The 18,586-nt window shown below is 65.4% G+C and carries 13 protein-coding genes; 5 read left to right on the top strand and 8 right to left on the bottom strand.

Annotation, left to right across the window (positions count from 1 at the left end; all coding sequences use genetic code 11):
* Positions 1-279: 279 nt before the first annotated feature.
* Together YUA_RS0118890 and YUA_RS0118885 are read right to left on the bottom strand one after the other, a co-directional pair.
* On the bottom strand, positions 280-903 hold the full coding sequence (locus YUA_RS0118890) for a DUF2147 domain-containing protein (RefSeq protein WP_027532110.1): 624 nt from the start codon (positions 901-903) through the stop codon (positions 280-282).
* Between the two features lie 108 nt (positions 904-1,011).
* Positions 1,012-2,040 carry an NAD(P)/FAD-dependent oxidoreductase gene (locus YUA_RS0118885; protein ID WP_027532109.1) on the bottom strand — a complete coding sequence of 343 codons (1,029 nt, stop codon included), beginning with the start codon at positions 2,038-2,040 and terminating at the stop codon, positions 1,012-1,014.
* A gap of 182 nt (positions 2,041-2,222) precedes the next feature.
* Between YUA_RS0118885 and YUA_RS0118880 the strand changes: the two genes are divergently transcribed.
* Entirely contained in the window at positions 2,223-2,690 is a 468-nt protein-coding gene (locus YUA_RS0118880) for a thioesterase family protein (protein WP_027532108.1), read from the top strand.
* Between the two features lie 10 nt (positions 2,691-2,700).
* Here YUA_RS0118880 and YUA_RS0118875 read toward each other — a convergent pair whose 3' ends face one another.
* Both YUA_RS0118875 and YUA_RS0118870 read right to left on the bottom strand, forming a co-directional pair.
* Positions 2,701-3,021 carry a 2Fe-2S iron-sulfur cluster-binding protein gene (locus tag YUA_RS0118875; protein WP_027532107.1) on the bottom strand — a complete coding sequence of 107 codons (321 nt, stop codon included), beginning with the start codon at positions 3,019-3,021 and terminating at the stop codon, positions 2,701-2,703.
* A 173-nt stretch (positions 3,022-3,194) separates the two neighbouring features.
* Complete coding sequence (locus tag YUA_RS0118870; RefSeq protein WP_035971270.1) at positions 3,195-3,539, bottom strand: Hpt domain-containing protein; 345 nt, start codon at positions 3,537-3,539, stop codon at positions 3,195-3,197.
* A gap of 421 nt (positions 3,540-3,960) precedes the next feature.
* Here YUA_RS0118870 and YUA_RS0118865 point away from each other — a divergent pair, with 421 nt between their 5' ends.
* The gene (locus YUA_RS0118865) at positions 3,961-9,669 is read left to right on the top strand and encodes a negative regulator of septation ring formation (protein ID WP_027532105.1); all 5,709 of its coding nucleotides are present in this window, start codon (positions 3,961-3,963) and stop codon (positions 9,667-9,669) included.
* Positions 9,670-9,800: 131 nt separating this feature from the next.
* Here YUA_RS0118865 and YUA_RS0118860 read toward each other — a convergent pair whose 3' ends face one another.
* From YUA_RS0118860 to YUA_RS0118850, 3 genes are read right to left on the bottom strand one after another with little or no spacing between them, the layout of a single operon-like run.
* Complete coding sequence (locus YUA_RS0118860) at positions 9,801-10,679, bottom strand: MlaD family protein (protein WP_027532104.1); 879 nt, start codon at positions 10,677-10,679, stop codon at positions 9,801-9,803.
* A gap of 16 nt (positions 10,680-10,695) precedes the next feature.
* A complete protein-coding gene (locus tag YUA_RS0118855) occupies positions 10,696-11,478 on the bottom strand; it encodes an ABC transporter ATP-binding protein (RefSeq protein ID WP_027532103.1) in 783 nt (260 codons plus the stop codon).
* Positions 11,479-11,480: 2 nt separating this feature from the next.
* Complete coding sequence (locus YUA_RS0118850; protein WP_027532102.1) at positions 11,481-12,614, bottom strand: ABC transporter permease; 1,134 nt, start codon at positions 12,612-12,614, stop codon at positions 11,481-11,483.
* Between the two features lie 134 nt (positions 12,615-12,748).
* Here YUA_RS0118850 and dgcA point away from each other — a divergent pair, with 134 nt between their 5' ends.
* Complete coding sequence (gene dgcA, locus YUA_RS0118845; protein WP_027532101.1) at positions 12,749-13,744, top strand: N-acetyl-D-Glu racemase DgcA; 996 nt, start codon at positions 12,749-12,751, stop codon at positions 13,742-13,744.
* Here the strand turns inward: dgcA and YUA_RS0118840 are convergent.
* Positions 13,714-14,910, bottom strand: a complete 1,197-nt coding sequence (locus YUA_RS0118840; protein WP_027532100.1) for an MFS transporter — start codon at positions 14,908-14,910, stop codon at positions 13,714-13,716. The genes dgcA and YUA_RS0118840 overlap by 31 nt on opposite strands.
* A gap of 75 nt (positions 14,911-14,985) precedes the next feature.
* Between YUA_RS0118840 and YUA_RS0118835 the strand changes: the two genes are divergently transcribed.
* Entirely contained in the window at positions 14,986-16,350 is a 1,365-nt protein-coding gene (locus YUA_RS0118835; protein ID WP_027532099.1) for a hypothetical protein, read from the top strand.
* A gap of 273 nt (positions 16,351-16,623) precedes the next feature.
* Entirely contained in the window at positions 16,624-18,345 is a 1,722-nt protein-coding gene (locus YUA_RS0118825; RefSeq protein WP_027532098.1) for a caspase family protein, read from the top strand.
* Positions 18,346-18,586 lie beyond the last annotated feature (241 nt).

Here is an 18,586-nt window from a genome sequence, read left to right as displayed (position 1 = left end):
GCCCCGTTTGATCTGACAGCACGCCCTGCATGTGTGACGTGCCAACGGTCCGCGGCGGCTCGCTTCGGAGATCGCTTAACCGACTGTTTCAAATGGAAGAAGCGCGACAGGCATTGGACCGTCAGCGCTATGAGTGACTCAAGGGACCTGCTTCCCGCTCAACAGGTCCCGCAAACCAGGTGCAGTTTGCGCTGGTGATTTCGCGCATGCTCGAGACGGTGAAAGACGACGCCGAAGCCCGGCGGCAGATGGTCTACGACCTTGCCCGCGACTGACAGCCTACTTCTTCGCTGCCGGCGCCATCATCATCGCGCCGCCCTTCTTGGTCGCGGGCGCGGGCGTCGGCTTGGTCGCGGCGGCCTGCGCGGGGAGATATTTCGCGATGATGGCCGGATCGACCTCGGCGAGGCTGGCATCCGGCAGGCGCTGCCAGGTCTCGTCCTTGCCGAACAGGGAAATGCCGAGGAAGCCGCGCATGGTCAGGACCTGGCCATCCGGACTCACCGTCATCTTCGCCTTCCAGATGTTGCCGTCGCGCGGATTGACCACGTTGCCGCCCTCATACTTCAACCCGTCACGCTTCATGTCGCGGATGAAGGAGAGCCCGAGCACCGGCTGGTTCTTGCGATCGTCCGTGCACTTCGTGCAGGCCTCGTTCGGATCGTCGCCGGGCCGCGGAAAAGTCTTGGCGATGACGCCTTCGAAGATGCCGTTGTGATCGATGAAGAGGAACCAGCCCACCGTCTTGCCGTCTTCGACCTTCTGCCAAAGGCCCGCAGCGGTTGGCTGCGCTGGCGCCGCAGCCGGGACTTGCGCCACAGCCGGGCTCATCGCACCGAGCGACAGCGCGAGCGCGAGCGCGAGAAACGGGAGCAGCCGAAAGCTGGAAAAGAGATGCCGCATTATGATCACCTTGCTAAGCCGCCACTGCAATGGCCGCAGACTACGGCGATTTCGCGAACGATTCCAGCACCAGAAACATGGGGCATCGTCCGTCCGCTGCCGTCGCGATCAGTTGACACCGAGCTTCTTTTGCAGGCTGGAGGACGAGGTCGTGTACTGGAACACGAGCCGCTTCTCCGGATAGACGTAGCGGTGGGCTTTTTGCGACATCAGTGCGCCCTCGTGGAAGCCGCACAGGATCAGCTTGATCTTGCCGGGATAGGTGTTGATGTCGCCGATGGCGAAGATGCCGGGCACGTTGCTCTCGAACGCGGAGGTCTCGACCGGCACCAGATTGTTCTCCAGCGCAATGCCCCAGTTCGCGACCGGACCGAGCTTCATGGTCAGGCCGAAGAACGGCAGCATGGTGTCGCAGGCAATGTCGCTGACATTGTTGTCGTTGCCCTTGACGGTGGCGCCGGTCAGTTGGCCATCGGCACCAGAGAGCGCAGTGACCTGGCCGAGCCGCAGATCCATCTTGCCGTCGGCCACCAGCGCGCGCATCTGTTCGACGCTGTGAGGTGCGGCACGAAAATCGTCGCGCCGGTGCAGCAGCGTGATGCGCTTCGCCAGCGGATGCAGATTGAGCGTCCAGTCGAGCGCGGAATCGCCGCCGCCGACGATCAGCACGTTCTTGTCGCGGAACGTTTCCATCTTGCGCACGGCGTAGTGCACCGAGGTGCCTTCATAAGCTTCGATCCCCGGCACCGGCGGACGCTTGGGCTGGAACGAGCCGCCGCCGGCCGCGATCACAACCACCTTGCAGTCGAACACCTTGCCGGTGTCGGTGGTGCAGCGAAACGCGGGATCGCCGATCTTCTCTACGGTCTCGATCATCTCGCCGAGATGGAAGGTCGGGTGGAACGGCTTGATCTGCTCCATCAGCGCCTCGGTGAGGCCCTGCCCCGACACCTGCGGAATGCCGGGAATGTCGTAGATCGGCTTTTCCGGATAGAGCTCGGCGCACTGGCCGCCGACCTTGTCGAGGATGTCGACGAAATGCGCCTTCATGTCGAGAAGGCCAAGCTCGAAGGCGGCGAACAGACCGCAAGGGCCAGCGCCAATAATCAGCACATCGGTTTTGATCACGTCGCTCATGTCGTCTCTTTATCGGTCGTTATCGGTTGGACGGCGCCCTTTGGGCCGAGGTGACCCTGCCTGTCTAGCCAACGGGGATGGATCAGGGAAGGCATAAAAGCGGGAGCGCCCCGCAGCCGCGGCCACTTGCCGGGTCAAAATAACTGGGCTGTAACGAGGTTGGATATGACGGAGATCAATCGGTGAACGCACCAAGCCGCCTCGATAGGACACCGCGCCTGGAGGACTTCCCTTTTCGCCTCGGCGACAACGTCCGCTTTGGCGATCTCGACCCGAACCAGCACGTCAACAACGCGGTCTACGCCACCTATTTCGAGACCGGCCGCGTCACACTGATGAAGAGTCCGCAGTACGGGCTGACGCCGCCAGGGCTCGCCTGGATCATGGTGCGGCTCGACATCCATTTCCGCGCCGAACTGCATTGGCCGAACACGATCGAGCTCGGCCTCGGCGTGGTGAAGCTCGGACGCACATCGGTGACCTTCGAGCAGGTCGTGTTTTCGAACGGGGAGTGCATCGCGTCAGCGACATCCGTCGGCGTCTTGCTCGACGAGGCGACGCGCCGGCCGGCACCGCTGACCGCAGAGGTGATCGAGAAATTCAAACCCTGGCACAAGCGCGGCATCGAGGTCGCGCGGACGAGCACTTGAGCAAGAAGGATCAGGCCTGACGTTCCGGCGTCGACACCACGAGCCCGTCGAGTTCGTCGGAGACCTTGATCTGGCAGGACAGGCGCGAGTTCGGGCGCACGTCGAAGCCGAAGTCGAGCATGTCCTCTTCCATCGGCGTCGGGCTGCCGACCTTCTCGCGCCAGGCTTCGTCCACATAGACATGGCAGGTCGCGCAGGCGCAGGCGCCGCCGCACTCGGCCTCGATGCCGGGAACGCTGTTGCGGATGGCGGCTTCCATCACGGTTGCGCCGTTCTCGACTTCCACCGTGCGGGTTTCGCCCTTGTGGTTGACAAAGTGAATTTTGGCCATGTGTGCTCGTGCTGCCGCGATCTGGGGAAAAGGAGGGTCCGGGCTGTCCTATAACGGGTCGATCCGGACCGCGCCATAGCGTTTTCAACCGAAGTGGATACCGGTTCGCGGGAAGAAAACGCGTCAAAACAAAAGACTAGTGCGCAAGGCCCCGACTTCCGGGGGGCGCTGGCTTAATGCTTGAGGATCGTCGCAATCGCGGCCCGCACCTCGGCGACCGCCTCCTTCAGCGCTGCAAAGGCGTGGGGCTGGTTGCGGCCGATCCGGATCGCGGTTTCCAGGGTGGCGGCGGCATCCGCGACCGCAAAGGCGCCGATTCCGCGCGCCGAGCCTTTAAGCTTATGCGCGAGCGCACCGGTCTCGGCCGGCAGCGCCGTCATTGCTGCGATCAGCCGAACCGCCTGTTCGGCGAACATCGCAAGCACTTCCTGCTCCAGTTCGGAATCGCCGAGCGTCATGCGCGAGAGGTGGTCGAGGTCGAGGGGGCTGTCGATGGGCGCAAGCGGGGGCGAGGGCATCCAGTCCATCCGTTGCAGTTCAGGCATCACGGCGCAGGCCCCGGCATCGCGCGACGGTCCGCCGGTCCGGCGGTTCGCCCCACCGAAGCATGGAAATGGTTAACGAAGTGCTTGGGCCGTTTTACGCAAATCTGCCCGTTTATTGACGAAAAGTTGCCGCAATCGGCCAGGTTCGGTGGAGAATTTCATTTAGGCCTAAGGTGTTACGGCGCGAACCTGTTAACGATGATTAAGATTGTCTTAATCGCAGGCATTTCATTCGCGACGCTCTGCCAATAGGATGTTGCGGAAATTGGCGGACAAGCCGTCCGGGTGGGGATGGCTCGGAGATCCGCGCAAGCGGCATGATCCGGTCTGTGGGCTTGCGCAGCGCGCAGGGCTCGCGGGGGGGCGCGTACAAGTAACGAGGGCTCGACTGAACATGGCCAATACTCCCAAAAAGGTCAAAGACCCCACAGAAGTTGCGCTTTCTGCGATTCAGGAAGCCCTCAACATCAGCGACACGGCTGCCGACACCAGCCGCAACGCATCGATGCGCAACGAAACGGCGCCTTCAGTCGCGCCTCCCGTGTTTGACGAACCGGCGTTCGAACCGCGCCCTGCCGCCAACGAGCGCGCCGTGTTCGATCCGATCGAGGAACCGCGCACCTCGCGCCGCGCCGCCAATGACGATCGCGAGACCATCGGCCAGCTGCTCCAGTCGCTGCAGACGGGCCGCCCTGCCCGCAACATCTACACCGGCGCGACCATCTTCACCGTCATCTGGCTTGCGGCCTGCGCCGCGCTGACGGTCGGCTTCCTGCCCTCGATTCAGGCCGCCATGGGCCAGAGCGGCGGCGTGCTGGCGATCGCCGGCCTCGTCACGATGTTCTTCGCGCCGATCATGCTGTTCTACTTCCTCGCCAGCCTGGTCTGGCGCGGCCAGCAGATGAGCCAGGTCGCACAGGCGATGGCGCAGGTTGCGATCCGCTTCTCCGAGCCGGAAGGCTCGGCGTCCGATTCCATGGTCACCGTCGGCCAGGCCATCCGCCGCGAGGTCGCGGCGATGGGCGACGGCATCGAGCGCGCCATCGCGCGCGCCGGCGAGCTCGAGACGCTGGTCGCCAACGAAGTCGCAGCACTTGAGCGCGCCTATTCCGACAACGAAGTGCGCATCCGCGCCCTGCTCCAGGACATCGCGCATCAGCGTGACAATCTGGTCGGCCAGGCCGAGCAGGTCCGCAGCGCCATTTCCGGCGTGCAGATCGACCTGCGCCACGACATCGCGCTGATCTCGGACGCGATCGCTTCGCGCGTCGACGAGGTCGCCAAATCCATCACCGGCGCGCTGGAAGAGCGCGGCGCCCACATCACCGGTGCGCTGAGCCACGCCGGCGACAACATGATCCTGGCGCTCGGCGAGCGCGGCGGCGACCTGCTCGACCGCCTCGAGGAGGCCAGCGCCGAGACCACGCGCGCGGTGCTCGACGCCAGCGAGCGGCTGACCACCAGCCTCAACTTCAAGACCGGCCACGTCCACGACGAGTTCGTCGACCTCGCCGACCGCGTCCACGAGATGCTGAACGAGCGCATCGACCGCATCACCGGCGAGTTCGAGCAGCGTTCCGCCGCAATCGTCGACGGCATCTCCGAGCGCACCGAGCAGGTGCACGACAGCCTGAAGAACTCGTCGGACTCACTGCTGCTCGAGCTCGAGCTGCGCTCCAACGACCTCTCCGCCAAGATCGACGACGCCGGCAACCGCCTCGCCGGCCAGATCATGACCTCCGGCGACAAGGCGAGTGAAGCGCTCGACGCCACCGTCAACACCCTCGTCGCCAAGGTCGTCAGCCAGACCGAGACCGCGCACGACTCGCTGTCGCTGCAGATGAGCGCGTTCGACGAGCTGGTGAAGAACCAGGGTTCCGAGCTGGTGGAGAAGTTCGCACGCGATTCCGGCACGCTGGGCGCGCTGATCACGCGCCACATCTCCGAGTTCGACCGCACCGTGAAGACGTTCGGCGGCGAGATCGTCGAGCGCATGGGCCAGCGCACCCACGACATCCATGAGTCGCTGAAGAACTATGTCGACGATTTCGACACCCGCTTCACCTCGAACGGCGGTGCGATCACGGCCGTGCTCGACCAGCGCCTGGTGCAGTTCGAGACCACCATCGGCGAACGCGTCACCAATCTCGACGCCTCGCTGAATGGCAAGATCGCCAGCCTCGACGGCACCATCGAAGGCCACATCAAGACCTTCGACGAGCAGCTCGTCGGCCGGGTCGCTGAACTTGAACAGTCGTTCGATATCCGCGCCAAGTCGGTGACCGAGACCATCGACGGACGCCTCAACACGCTTTCCATGTCGCTGACCGACGGCGCCGCGCAGGCGATCCAGGCGGTTGATACGCGGTTGACGCATCTCACGACGACACTCACCGGCGGCGCGACGCAAGCGCTCGAGTCCATCGACTCCCGTCTGACCAACCTCACGACAACGCTGACCGACGGCGCATCGCAGACGATCCAGGCAATCGATACACGCCTGACGCATCTCACGACGACGTTCAACAGCGGCGCATCGCAGGCGCTGGAGTCCGTCGACAGCCGCCTCACCTACCTGACCACCGCCTTGACGAACGGCGCCTCGCAGGCCGTGCAGTCGATCGACACCCGCCTCACCCTGCTGACCTCGACGCTCACGGACGGTACGGCGCAGGCGATCGACGCGGTCGACCGCCGCATCACCAGCGTCGCCGAACTCATCGACGGCCGCAGCATGCACCTGACCGACACGGTCACGGCACGCTTCCAGGACATCCACCAGGCGATCGAGACCAAGGTCGGTTCGGTTGCCAACGACATCGACGTGCGCGTGGCGCAGTTCGAAGACCTGCTCGGCTCGCGTGTCGAGGCCGTCGCCGGCCGCATCGAGAGCAGCGGCCGCCAGGCCAGCGAGGACATGATGTCCCGCGCCGAGATGATCTCGACCGCGATCCGCTCGCATGTCGAGGACGCCGAACGCTCACTCACCAACCTCGTGGTCAACACCAGCGAGACGATCCAGACCGGTGCGCGCACCGCCCAGCAGTCGCTGATGACGGTCTCCTCCGACGTCAACGCCCAGCTCAAGATGACCTCCGCCGAGGTCGAGCGCTCGCTGACCGCGGTCGGCACCGGTGCGGCGAACTCGATCCTGACCAGCGCCCGCGAGGCGCAGTCGAGCCTGGTCGCAGCCTCGGGCGATGCCTCCAACCAGATCAAGGGGCTCGCGGCCGACGTCGAGCGCACGCTGTCCGCGGCTGGCTCGGCCACCGCGGCCTCGATCCTGGCCGGCGCCCGCGAGGTGCAGACCACGCTCGTCACCGCGTCGTCGGATGCGGCCAACCACGTCAAGACCCTCACCGCCGACGTGCAGCGCTCGCTGTTGATGGCCGGCACCTCCACGGCGGAATCGATCACCGCTGGTGCCCGCGACGCGCAGGGTACGCTGATCGCGGCCTCGACCGAGACCGCCAACCAGATCAAGGCGCTGTCCTCGGACGTGCAGCGCTCGCTCTCGATGGCGGGCACCTCGACGGCCGAGACCATCATGACCGGCGCGCGCGAAGCCCAGAGCACGCTGGTCAATGCGTCCTCGGATGCGGCGAGCCAGGTCAAGTCGCTCGCGGCCGAAGTGCACCGCTCGCTCTCGCAGGTCGGCCAGTCGACCGCCGAGACGATCACGGCCAGTGCCCGCGACGCCCAGAGCACCCTGCTCGCGGTCTCCGCCGAACAGACCGGCCAGGTCCGTTCGCTCGCAGCCGAGATGCAGCGCGCGCTGGCGACCGCCGGTGGCGCCACCATCGAGGCCCTCACCAGCGGCGTGCGGGAGGCCCAGGGCACGCTGATCTCTGCCTCGACCGACGCGGCGAGCCAGATCAAGTTGCTGACGACGGACATCGAGCGCACGCTGACTTCGGTCGGCGCCGACACCGCCTCGACCATTCTCAGCAGCGCACGCGAGGCCCAGACCTCGCTGACCTCGACTTCGGCGGATGCCGCAAGCCAGATCCGCACGATCTCGACCGAGATCGAGCGCGCGCTGAGCACGGCCACCGCCAACGCGACCAACGACATCCAGACCAGCGCGCTCAACGCCCAGAATGCGCTGATCAATGCCTCCAACGAGGCGAGCTCGCGGGTCAAGTCGAGCTCGGCCGACGTCGAGCGCTCTGTGCTCGCGGCCAGCAGCAGCTTCGGCCAGGCCATGACCGGCAAGACCGACGAGATCGTGACCTATGTGCAGCAGCAGTCTGACCGCCTCGCCAACATGATCGACGCCAAGCGCGGCTCGCTCGTGGACGCGATCGGCTCCAAGACCAGCCAGCTCACGCTCGACATCGACCGCGTCACCTCGGACGCGTTGAAGTCGATCGAGACGCGCGGCCATGCCTTCTCGCAGACCATGATGGGCAACGGCAACGAAGTCGCCCGCACCATCAACTCGGCGAGCGAGGTCGCGACCAGCGCGGTCGGCAGGTCGCTCAAGGACCTCGAGGCGGCCTCGCGCGCGGCGATCGACCAGTCACGCCAGGTCTCGATCGCGGCCGTCACCGAGATGCAGGAGACCAGCAAGATCCTGCGCACAGACACGGTCGCCCTGTTCGAGCGTCTGCGTGAAGGCAACATCCTCCTCCAGGAGGTGCTGACCGGTGCGCACGACAACCTCAACTCGCTCGAGCGGGCGCTGGTGACGCGCGTTGCAGACTTCGTCTCGGCGATGAACGACGTCACCTCGCGCAACGGCGCTGCGACGCAGAATCTGGAAGACCAGCTCAACGTCTTCAACACGAAGACCACGCGAGCGCTCCAGGATCTTGGCGAGCTGTCGATCCAGTTCGACGCGCACGGCAAGGCACTCGTCGATGCCGCGCAGGTCGTCGAGCAGAGCAACAAGAACACCACCGCCTCGCTTGCCGAACGCAAGGCGGCGCTGGAATCGCTCGTCACCACCATCGACCTGCGCACAACCGATCTCGACCAGCGCCTGTCGCGCTTCACCGGGCTGCTCGATGAATCGCTCGCTGCGGCCGAAGAGCGGGCCCGCGACATCGCCCGCGTGGTGGCGGAGACCGCCGGCGCAGGTTCTGCCGCGATCACCCGCCAGTTCGAGGCGGTACGGGCTGCGTCCGAGGAGGAGCACCGCCAGACCGTCGAGTCGATGCACGACATCTACCGCCAGACCACCGACGAGGCGGATGCGATGTTCAAGCAGTCGACGGAGAAGTTCGGCAACCTCGTCTCCAGCATGAAGCAGATGGCGTTCGAGATGCACAACGAACTCGAAGCCACCCGCAACGAGTTGCGCCGCGGCGTGCTCGAGATGCCGCAGGAGGCCGCCGAGAGCACTGCGCAGATGCGCAAGGTGATCGTCGACCAGATCGAGGCGCTCGCCGAGCTCAACCGCATCGTGGCCCAGCACGGCCGCGGCCTGGACGTCACCACGACGGGCCGCGCTTCTGTCGCTGTCCAGCGCCAGGAAGAGCCGATGATGGCGACCGTCGGCGGCCGCAGCAGCAGCAGCGAAACGCGGATCCGCGAAAGCGCCAGCGCCTCGACCCTGCCGCCGCCGGACCTCGGCGTGCCCGCCTCGCGTCGCACCGAGGCACCGCCGGTTGCACCTGGTGGCAACGACCAGGGCCGCGACGGCTGGCTGTCAGATCTGTTGAACCGCACGGACGCCAACCAGGCTGCTCCGAACGGACGCGAGGCCCCGCGTGGCCGCCAGGCTGCACCCGCTCCGCAGCCGCAGGCCCCGCAGAGCAGCGGCAATCCGCTGGAATCGCTGTCGCTCGACATCGGCCGGCTGATGGACCGCAACCTCGCCTCCGAGATGTGGGACCGCTACCAGCGCGGCGAGAACAAGGCCTTCACCAAGCGGCTGTACACGCCCGCCGGCCAGAAGGCCTTTGACGAGGTCGCACGCAAGTATCGCGCCGACCGCAACTTCAAGGGCACGGTCGACCGCTATATCGGCGAGTTCGAACGCCTGCTCGACGAAGTCGCCCGCGACGGCCGCGGCCCGCAGGAGCTGCGCAGCCATCTGACCTCGGAGACGGGTTTGGTGTACACGCTGCTTGCGCACGCGGCGGGCCGGCTGGGGTAAGCGGCTCGTAACGACAGGTAATACAAATGAAAACGGAGGCCTCACGGCCTCCGTTTTTTGTTTGTGGCCCTGTCATCGAATGCGAAGCAATCCGCCACGCATTCGATGTCGTCCTGGCGAAACACCGGGTCCTACTGCCGGCGGCGCTCCGTCGCGGCCGGCTTCGACGCCTCGGCCGGCGGCGGCGCCGCGGCCGGCGCGCTGTTGCTGGCGCCGAACAGGACGCGCGTCGGATTGCGGTCGAAATTGTTCACCGCACGGCTGATGTCGCCGAGCGTGCGGCGGCCGTCGGTCATCAGTGCACCCGAGCGCTTGTCGAAATCCTCGGCGAGTTCGCGGATCGATTTGACCGTCAGGAACAGCTCGCCGCCGTCCTTGCCGCCGGCGAGCGTGTTGAGGCCGAGCATGAGGCTGTCGGCCTTGAGCATCACACCGTCGACCTTGGCCATCACGCCGTCGATCTTCTCGGAGTTGCGGGCGAGCGAGTTGGTGAAGGTCTCCAGATTCTTCAGCGAGTTCTTCACCGATTCCTGATTGTCGGCGACGATCTTGTTGATGTTCTGCAGCGTGCCGCGGATCGCCTCGGTGACGTCCTGGAGCTTGTTCGGATCGGCCATCAGCGTCGGGATGCCGTCCTCGTCGAGCGCTGGCGGAGGTGCGGCCTCCTCGCCCCCCTTGAGCGAGATCGCGGCGACGCCGGTCAGGCCCTGGAATTCGAGGCCGACCAGGGTGTCCTTGCGGATCGGGGCGTTGTTCTCGACCATGGCGAGTGCGACAACCCGCCGCGGATTGTCGAGCTTCACCGAGACCACCTCGCCGACCCGGATACCGTTGAAATTGACGCTGCCGCCGTTGCGCAGACCTGCCGCGGGGCCCTCGAACACGACGCGTAGGGGGCTGCGCTGCTTGGTGGTGTGCAGCGACTGGAACCACAGCACGAAGCCGATCGCAGCCGCGATCACCGCCAGCGTGAAGGATCCGATCAGTACGTAATTCGCCCGCGTTTCCATCAGGTGCTCCGGCTACTCAACTCATGACCGCGCGGGCGCGCTTGCCATGGAAATACTGCCTCAGCCAGGGATGCTGCGAGGCCTGCATGTCGGCGATCGACCCTGCCGCAATGATCTTACCGTTCCCTAAAACGGCGATGCGGTCGCAAGCTGTGTAAAGGCTGTCGAGGTCGTGGGTTACCATGAAAACGGTCAGCCCCAAAGTCCGCTGCAGCGTCCTGACCAGCTCGTCGAAGTCGCCGGCGCCGATCGGATCGAGACCGGAGGTCGGCTCGTCCAGGAAGACGAGGTCCGGATCGAGCGACAATGCGCGGGCAAGCGCGACGCGCTTGATCATGCCGCCGGAGAGTTCCGAGGGGAAACGCTCGGCCACTTCCGGCTTGAGGCCGACCATGGCGAGCTTGGCCATGGTGATCTCGTCCATCAGCCGCTGCGAGACGCGCAAGTACTCGCGCATCGGAAACTGGATGTTCTGCCGCACCGTGAGCGAGGAGAACAGTGCGCCCTGCTGGAACAGCACGCCCCAGCGCCGCTCGACGTTGCGGCGCTGCGATGTGTTGGAGGAATCGAGGTCAACTCCGAACACCTCGATGGAGCCGGCGACCTTCGGCACCAGGCCGATGATGGTGCGCGTCAGCACCGATTTGCCCGCACCGGAGGGACCGACGAAGCCGAGGATCTCGCCACGCTTGACGTCGAGGTTGAGACCGTCGAGCACGCGCGTCGCGCCGAACTGCACGGTGATGTCGCGGACGCGGATAATGGGGTTTTGAATCGCGTTTTGAGTTTCTTGCGCCATCGTCACATTCCGATCGAGGCGAAGAAGATCGCGAATACGCCGTCCATCACGATGACGAAGAAGATGCCCTTCACCACCGACGCCGTGGTGTGCTGCCCGAGCGATTCCGCGCTGCCCTGAACCGCAAGTCCCTCGACGCAGGCGACGATGCCGATCACGGCAGCCATCACCGGTGCTTTCACAATGCCGACGATAAAATGATCGATCGAGATGGCATCGCGCAGGCGCAACAGAAATGCTTCGGGATCGACGCCGCCATAGAGCCAGGCGACCAGCCCACCGCCATAGAGCGCGGCCATGGCGCCGAGGAAAGCGAGGATCGGCAGCGCCAGCACCAGCGCCAGCATGCGCGGCAGCACCAGAACTTCGATCGGGTCAAACCCCATGGTGCGCAGCGCGTCGATCTCCTCGCGCATCTTCATCGAGCCGAGCTCGGCGGTGTAGGCACTGCCCGAGCGGCCCGCGACCATGATGGCGACAAGCAACACGCCGATCTCGCGCAAAACCAGCACGCCGAGCATGTCGACGACGAAGATATCGGCGCCGAACCGGCGGAAATGGAAAATGCCCTGCTGGGCGATGATGCAGCCGATCAGGAACGTGATGAGCACAATGATCGGCACCGCGCGCCAGCAGACCTGCTCCATGTGGTGCACGGTCGAGGTCAGGCGGAGCGAGCGCGGATGGATCAGCACGCGCCCGCCTGCCGCGAGCACCGCGCCGAGCATGTCGATCAGGCCCGCAATGGTGCCGCCAATGCCGGCGACGGCACGGCCGATCTGCTCCAGCATGTCGGTGATGGTGATCGTGCTGCTGTCGATCACCGGCGTCGCCTTGACCCGCCGCACCTCGTCGACGAGGCTCGAATAATTGGCCGACAGCCCCGCGATCTGCGCCTCGACGGCGCCTTGCGTCAGGCTGCGGCGCAGCCGCTCGATCAGCCAGGCCCCAAAGGTGTCAAGCCTGGCGATCTCGGAGACGTCGATGAAGATGCTTTGGGGGCTGCCGGCGAGCTTCTCGGCGTCGGCCACCATCCGCTCCAGCACCGGCGCGAAGCTCGCGGTCCAGGTTCCGGTGGCGCAGAGGGCCAGCGCGTTGCCTTTGGCAATCCGTTCCAGCTTCGGATCGCCGCTCAAGGTGTCCGCTCCCGTACCAGGGCGGAGGAAATCAGATCGTTGCGCACGCGCCCTTACCCAGGAAAGGTATCCCCAACTGGTTAACGTTAGTTGCTAGAGGTAACTAGCAGGTTCAGATTTCGCCAGAGTTCAAAATGACTTCCAGCAAAGTTCCTGCCCTCGCCGCCCGAATCGAGCGGTTTCCCATCGCCGGCAGTTTCACCATCAGCCGGGGCGCCAAGACCGAAGCGGTGACCGTTGTGGCCGAATTGAGCCAAAACGGCCTGACCGGCCGCGGCGAATGCGTGCCCTATCCCCGCTATGGCGAGACCCCCGAGGCGACGCTGGCCGCGATCGAGGCCATGCAGGCGGCCGTGGCGGACGGGCTGACGCGGCAGACCCTCCAGGCCGCCATGCCGCCTGGAGCTGCCCGCAATGCGCTGGATTGCGCCCTGATCGACCTCGAGACCAAGGCGGCCGGCCGGCGGGCCTGGAACCTGCTCGATCGGCCGGCGCCGGGCGAGCGCACCACAGCCTATACGATCTCGCTCGGCACGCCTGAGGCCATGGCGGCGGCAACTGCGAAAGCGGCGCACCGGCCGCTGCTCAAGATCAAGCTCGGCGGCGACGGCGATGGGCTGCGGATCGCGGCCGTGCGCAGGGCTGCCCCCGAGTCCGAGCTGATCGTCGATGCCAACGAGGCCTGGACCGAGGCCTGTCTGGAGCAAAACCTCGCCGCCTGCGCCGCCGTCGGCGTCACCCTGGTGGAGCAGCCGCTGCCGGCCGGCAAGGACGACGCGCTGGCGCGGATCAAGCGGCCGCTCGCGGTCTGCGCCGACGAGAGCGTGCATGATCGCAACTCGCTGGCACCCTTGCGCGCGCGCTATGACGCTGTGAACATCAAGCTCGACAAGACCGGCGGCCTCACCGAGGCGCTCGCCATGGCCGATGCGGCGCAGGCGCTCGGCTTCCAGATCATGATCGGCTGCATGGTCGCGACCTCGCTGTCGATGGCGCCCGCCATGCTGGTGACCCCGCAGGCGCGCTTCGTCGATCTCGATGGCCCCTTGTTGCTGGCGCGCGATCGCGATCACGGACTGCGTTACGACGGCAGCCTGGTCTATCCGCCCGACGCTTCGCTCTGGGGCTGAGCCTTCAGCCGGTGCCGCGCCGACCAGATCAGAAGCGCACCGGCCGCCGCCATCGCAGCCATGACGTAATAGAGGCTGTCGCCGATGCGGGCGTAGATCGCGCCTGAAGCGATCGAGGTCGTCGCGCCCAATAATCCGCTGCACGCAGCATAGTAACCCTGCCCCCGCGCGATCTGATGCGACGGCACGCGCTGCACCAGCAAATTCATGGTGCCGACGATGGTCATGCCGAACGTGAGGCCGTGGCCGAGCTGTGCGATCGCGAGCAGCGCCAGCGACGGCTCCTGCGCCGTGACGATCCAGCGCAGCACCGCGCTTACGCCGCCGATCGCCATCAGCGATGACGGATGCAGCGAGAAGCGCGGCGACAGCGCGAAGACGATGATCTCGGCGATCACGCCCAGCGTCCAGAGCCCTGCGATTGTGAACCCGCCGAGCCCATGGGCCTGCCAGCTGATCGCCGAAAACGAGTAATAGGCGGCATGACTGCCTTGGATCAGCGCGGCCGAAATGATGACCAACCAGAACCCGGCATCGCGCAGCAGGGCATTGCCGGCGTGCGTTTCCACGGTCCTTCGCCTGACGTCGTCGAGCGGCTGGAGCAACAGGCCTGCGATGGCCGCGACGAGAGCCCATGCGACGATGATCCAGATCAGGTCGCGCGTGGCGATGACATCGACAAGATAGCCGCAGGCGAGAGCGCCCGCAGCGAAGGCTGCCGAGCCCCACAGCCGAACTGGCCCATAGTCGAAGCCGTAGCGAATGACGCCGCGCAACGCGTACGCATCCGTCAGCGGGACGATCGGCGTCCACATGATGCAGGTGGCCGCATAGATCAGCAGGAGTGCCAGCGGCTCGTGCAGCAAGCCGACCAGCGCAAATCCCACCGCCGTCGCGACTACCGAAACCATCATGCCGGCACGAATCGCATGGCGCTTTTCGGCAAAGGCGGTTGCGTAGGGCAGCGTGGTGAAGCGCGTAATCCCCGGCAGCGCGTTGATGATCCCGATCCAAGTTGCATCGATGCCGACCGCCTTGAGCCAGACCGGGAAGAACGGCAGATGCGTTCCCGACACCGCGAACACGGCCGAGTAGAACAGCGCGAGCCTCACGGCAAATCGCCGCTTGACGGTTGCTGCGATGGGGATTTGTGATTCGGCTGGCATCAAACCAATTGCGATTCGGTCGATATCGTGGTGATCGTTACAGTAACGCGCGGTGATTTGCGCGACGAGATTGACATGGCCAACGAAGCATTCGCCCTCTCGCCTATGTCTGCCCGCGCGGCCGAGCCGAACGAGCAGGATTACGACGCGATCCGCGAAGCCTTCATGGAGACCGCGCGCGGCCGCTGGTTCCTCGGCGAATACGCCAAGCGCAACCGCAATGCCGATACGCGCATGGTGCTCGACGCGGTCGCCAAAATCGAAGAAACCCTTGCGGCACAACGACAACCCGTCGTCGAGGACCGCCTGCCTGAAGCGCTGGTCGCGATCCGCCGCGCCGTCGAGGACGCAGAAAGCGCCGCCGGCAAGGCGTTCGATCCGGCCGCGCTCGAGGCGAGCCTCGCGCCGATCCCGCGCGGCGTTCGCATCATCAAGGAGATCTCCTGGCGCTGGCGCGAGATCGGCGCCGACGGGCGAATCTGCGACCTGATTGATTCGCAGCTCGCCTCGATCGAAGCAGCCTGCACCCAGGTGTCGACCATCGACCCGCGCGGCGACCTCAAGGCCGCCTTCGATCTGCTCAAGGACCGGGTCGAGCAGACCGACGCAGGCGACTGCGCAGCGCCACAGGCCGCGGTGCGACCGTCTCCGGCGCAGGCTGCGCCGTCGATGGCGGAAGCTCCCGTTGCCGAAGCGCCGGCGGAGATGGCCAGCGAAGCACCCGTGGCTTCTACGGAGACGCCGCAGGAGATCGCTCCCGAGCCCGAGGCAGCCGCTGACATGAGCGGCATCGCCAAGGACGGGACGATGGACGTCGCGATCGCGCCCGAGATCGCCGAAAGCCACGCCGCGGTCGACGAGAGTTTTGCTACGGTCGAGGACGGTCTCGCCGATCCCGCTTCCGTCGCCGAGATCACCGACGAGTTCTCGCTCGATGCCGCCGCGGAGGCCGAGGACGATGCCGTGCTCGCGCGGATCGCGATGGAGATGGCCGCGCCCGATCCGGAGTTCGACGAGATCGTCGAGCCCATCGAGATGGAAGCGGCTATTCCTGAGTCGACGCCGGAGCCGATGGCCGCGGACGTCGCCGAGCCGGTCGCCATGGAGGCGCCGATCGCGCCGCACGTTGAGGAACTGGTTGTCGAGGAGCCGGCTGTCGAAGCCCCGATCGCGATGGAATCGCTCGCGCGCCTCACCGATGCCATTGCGGAAGCGGCCGCCGAAGTGATGGAGCAGCCGGCCCCCGCCATGGCGGCCGCGGCGACATCCGGCGCAGCACCGACCGCGACGCTTCCAATGCCGTCACCGATGCCCGAACCCTCGCTTGGCGCCACCATTCTCGCCAGCGGCATCGTGCAAAAGCCCCGCCCCGCCGCCAACGACGCCCTCGCGCCGATCCGCCGCATGACCCAGGCCGAGAAGATCGCGTTCTTCTCGTAACGGCATTGGTTCTCAAGGTTCCGCCGCGCGGTCAGGACTTCGCGACGACCGGACCACCAAACGGTAGTTCACGCGAACCATTGGCTGATCACGCCCTTGCGGATCAGGAAGCAGCCATAGGCCCTACTATTACCGACCTGCACGACACCGGAGCCTGCGTGATTTGGATCACGCACCGCGCCTTGGTGATCGCGATCACGGACCAGGGTTTGAACGCGGCCTAATTTCCTCGCAACCAATCTCGCATCGAGATTAGCCCCGAGGGAGCTTGCCATGTTCCGCCTGAAATCCGCCCTGATGACTGCCGGCCTGTTCGGCTTCGTCTGCGGCCCGGTTTCCGCGCAAGTCGCCCCTGTCGAACCGGCTGCGCCTTCCGCGCTGCAAGGCCCGGAGCAGCGTATGGCGCTGGTGATCGGCAATTCGAACTACCAGAATGCGCCGCAGCTCGCGAACCCGGACAATGACGCGCAGTCGATGGCCCAGTTCCTCAATTCGGCGGGCTTCGAGGTGATCTCGGCGACCGACCTCGGCCAGAACGACATGCTGCGCGTGGTACAGGATTTCTCCGCAAAAGTGTCCGCGCGCGGGCCGAACACGGTGGCGATGGTCTATTACGCCGGTCACGGCGTGCAGCTCGCCGGCGAGAACTATCTCGTCCCTGTTGACGCGAAGGTGTCGAACCAGACCGACCTCGTCAACGACTCGGTCCGCCTGGTCGACGTGATGTCGACCTTGGAGACGATTCCGAGCCGGATGCGCATCGTCATCCTCGACGCCTGCCGCAACAACCCGTTCCCTGGCGTCAATGACGCCAGCCGCGGCCTCGCCATCGTCGATGCGCCGAACGGCTCGATCGTCGGCTATTCGACCGCGCCGGGCGCCGAAGCGCTCGACGGCAGTGGTGGCCACAGCCCCTACACGCAAGCCTTCCTGAACGTCGCGCGCGAGCCCAACGTGCCGATCGAGCAGCTGTTCAAGCGCGTGCGGCTCCAGGTGAACCAGACCACCAGGGGCGCGCAGATTCCTTGGGAGAGCTCGTCGCTGACGTCTGACTTCACCTTCTTCGGCGACACCGCGGTTGCTGCCAACCGCGCGCCGGTGAACGCGCCGGTGGTGCAGATGGCCTCTAACCTGCCGAGCCGTTCAACGCGCCAGGCCTATGACTACGTCGTGTCCGAGGGACGGCCGGAGTACTATCAGGAGTTCATCCAGATGTATCCGCACGACCCGCTGTGCGATCACATCCGCTGGCTGCTGTCGAACCTCCTGCTCTCGCAGGCCTGGCACCAGGCGGTGCTGGCGAACTCGCCGGTCGGCTACAAGGGCTTCTACGACAGCTACGGCAACAGCCCCTATGCACAGATGGCGCTGAAGCTCGAGACGCAGCCAAAGATGATCCCCTTGATGCAGGCGACGAAGTTCCTCGCTCCGCAGAACATCGCCCCGACGCTCAAGATCGGCAATCTCGGCCAACCCAAATACATGCCGCTGATCCAGCAGGGCAATGGCGGCTCGCAGATGAACGCCAACTTGCCGGGCGTGCAGAAGCCGGTCGACAGCAACGTCATCGGTAAGCTCGGCAATGGCGGCAAGATCGTCACCCTGCCCGCGCCAACCAACACGACGACGAACAAGAATGGCATCGGCAAGATCACGACACTGCCGGTGACCACCACCACGCAAAGCACCGGCAACAACAATGCCGTCACGACCACCGGCACCCCTGGCAAGGTCGTGAGCATGCCCACGACGATCGGCAAGGGCGGCTCGACCGTCGATGTGAAGCCGGTGAACGTTCAGACGCAGAACAACCCGATCCGTATCAACAACGGCGTGAAGCTCAACAACAACCCGGTGAGCAAGGTGCAAGTCCAGAATGACGTCCAGTACAACCGGCCGCAGTTCAATGCGATGGGGAATGGCGGCGACAACAATGTCCGTCAGTCGATGAACCAGTCAAACGGCGGCAACAACCACCGCAGCTTCATGCACTGATTACACGAAGATGGTGTGCTCCCTCTCCCGCTTGCGGGAGAGGGCTGGGGTGAGGGTGTCTCCGCAATGGGACAGTTGGCGGCCGACCGAGAATATCCTCGCTTGGAGAAAGCCCTCACCCGCCGCTACGCGCCGACCTCTCCCGCAAGCGGGAGAGGTTGCACCGAGCAAGCGGCAAGTTCGAACCCACAAACATGAAGAAGGGGCAGAGCGGCAACGCTCGGCCCCTTCTTCATGTCAA

The organism is Bradyrhizobium sp. WSM3983, from assembly GCF_000473045.1.
Taxonomy (GTDB): Bacteria; Pseudomonadota; Alphaproteobacteria; order Rhizobiales; family Xanthobacteraceae; genus Bradyrhizobium.
This window is presented reverse-complemented; position numbering and strand designations above follow the sequence as displayed.

Bases quoted from the DNA above. Each gene is read 5' to 3' on its own strand.
- YUA_RS0118835 (WP_027532099.1), top strand. From the start codon at position 14,986: ATGGCCAACGAAGCATTCGCCCTCTCGCCTATGTCTGCCCGCGCGGCC.
- YUA_RS0118890 (WP_027532110.1), bottom strand. From the start codon at position 903: ATGCGGCATCTCTTTTCCAGCTTTCGGCTGCTCCCGTTTCTCGCGCTC.
- YUA_RS0118885 (WP_027532109.1), bottom strand. From the start codon at position 2,040: ATGAGCGACGTGATCAAAACCGATGTGCTGATTATTGGCGCTGGCCCT.
- YUA_RS0118840 (WP_027532100.1), bottom strand. From the start codon at position 14,910: ATGCCAGCCGAATCACAAATCCCCATCGCAGCAACCGTCAAGCGGCGA.
- YUA_RS0118865 (WP_027532105.1), top strand. From the start codon at position 3,961: ATGGCCAATACTCCCAAAAAGGTCAAAGACCCCACAGAAGTTGCGCTT.
- YUA_RS0118860 (WP_027532104.1), bottom strand. From the start codon at position 10,679: ATGGAAACGCGGGCGAATTACGTACTGATCGGATCCTTCACGCTGGCG.
- YUA_RS0118875 (WP_027532107.1), bottom strand. From the start codon at position 3,021: ATGGCCAAAATTCACTTTGTCAACCACAAGGGCGAAACCCGCACGGTG.
- dgcA (WP_027532101.1), top strand. From the start codon at position 12,749: ATGACTTCCAGCAAAGTTCCTGCCCTCGCCGCCCGAATCGAGCGGTTT.
- YUA_RS0118855 (WP_027532103.1), bottom strand. From the start codon at position 11,478: ATGGCGCAAGAAACTCAAAACGCGATTCAAAACCCCATTATCCGCGTC.
- YUA_RS0118825 (WP_027532098.1), top strand. From the start codon at position 16,624: ATGTTCCGCCTGAAATCCGCCCTGATGACTGCCGGCCTGTTCGGCTTC.
- YUA_RS0118870 (WP_035971270.1), bottom strand. From the start codon at position 3,539: ATGCCCTCGCCCCCGCTTGCGCCCATCGACAGCCCCCTCGACCTCGAC.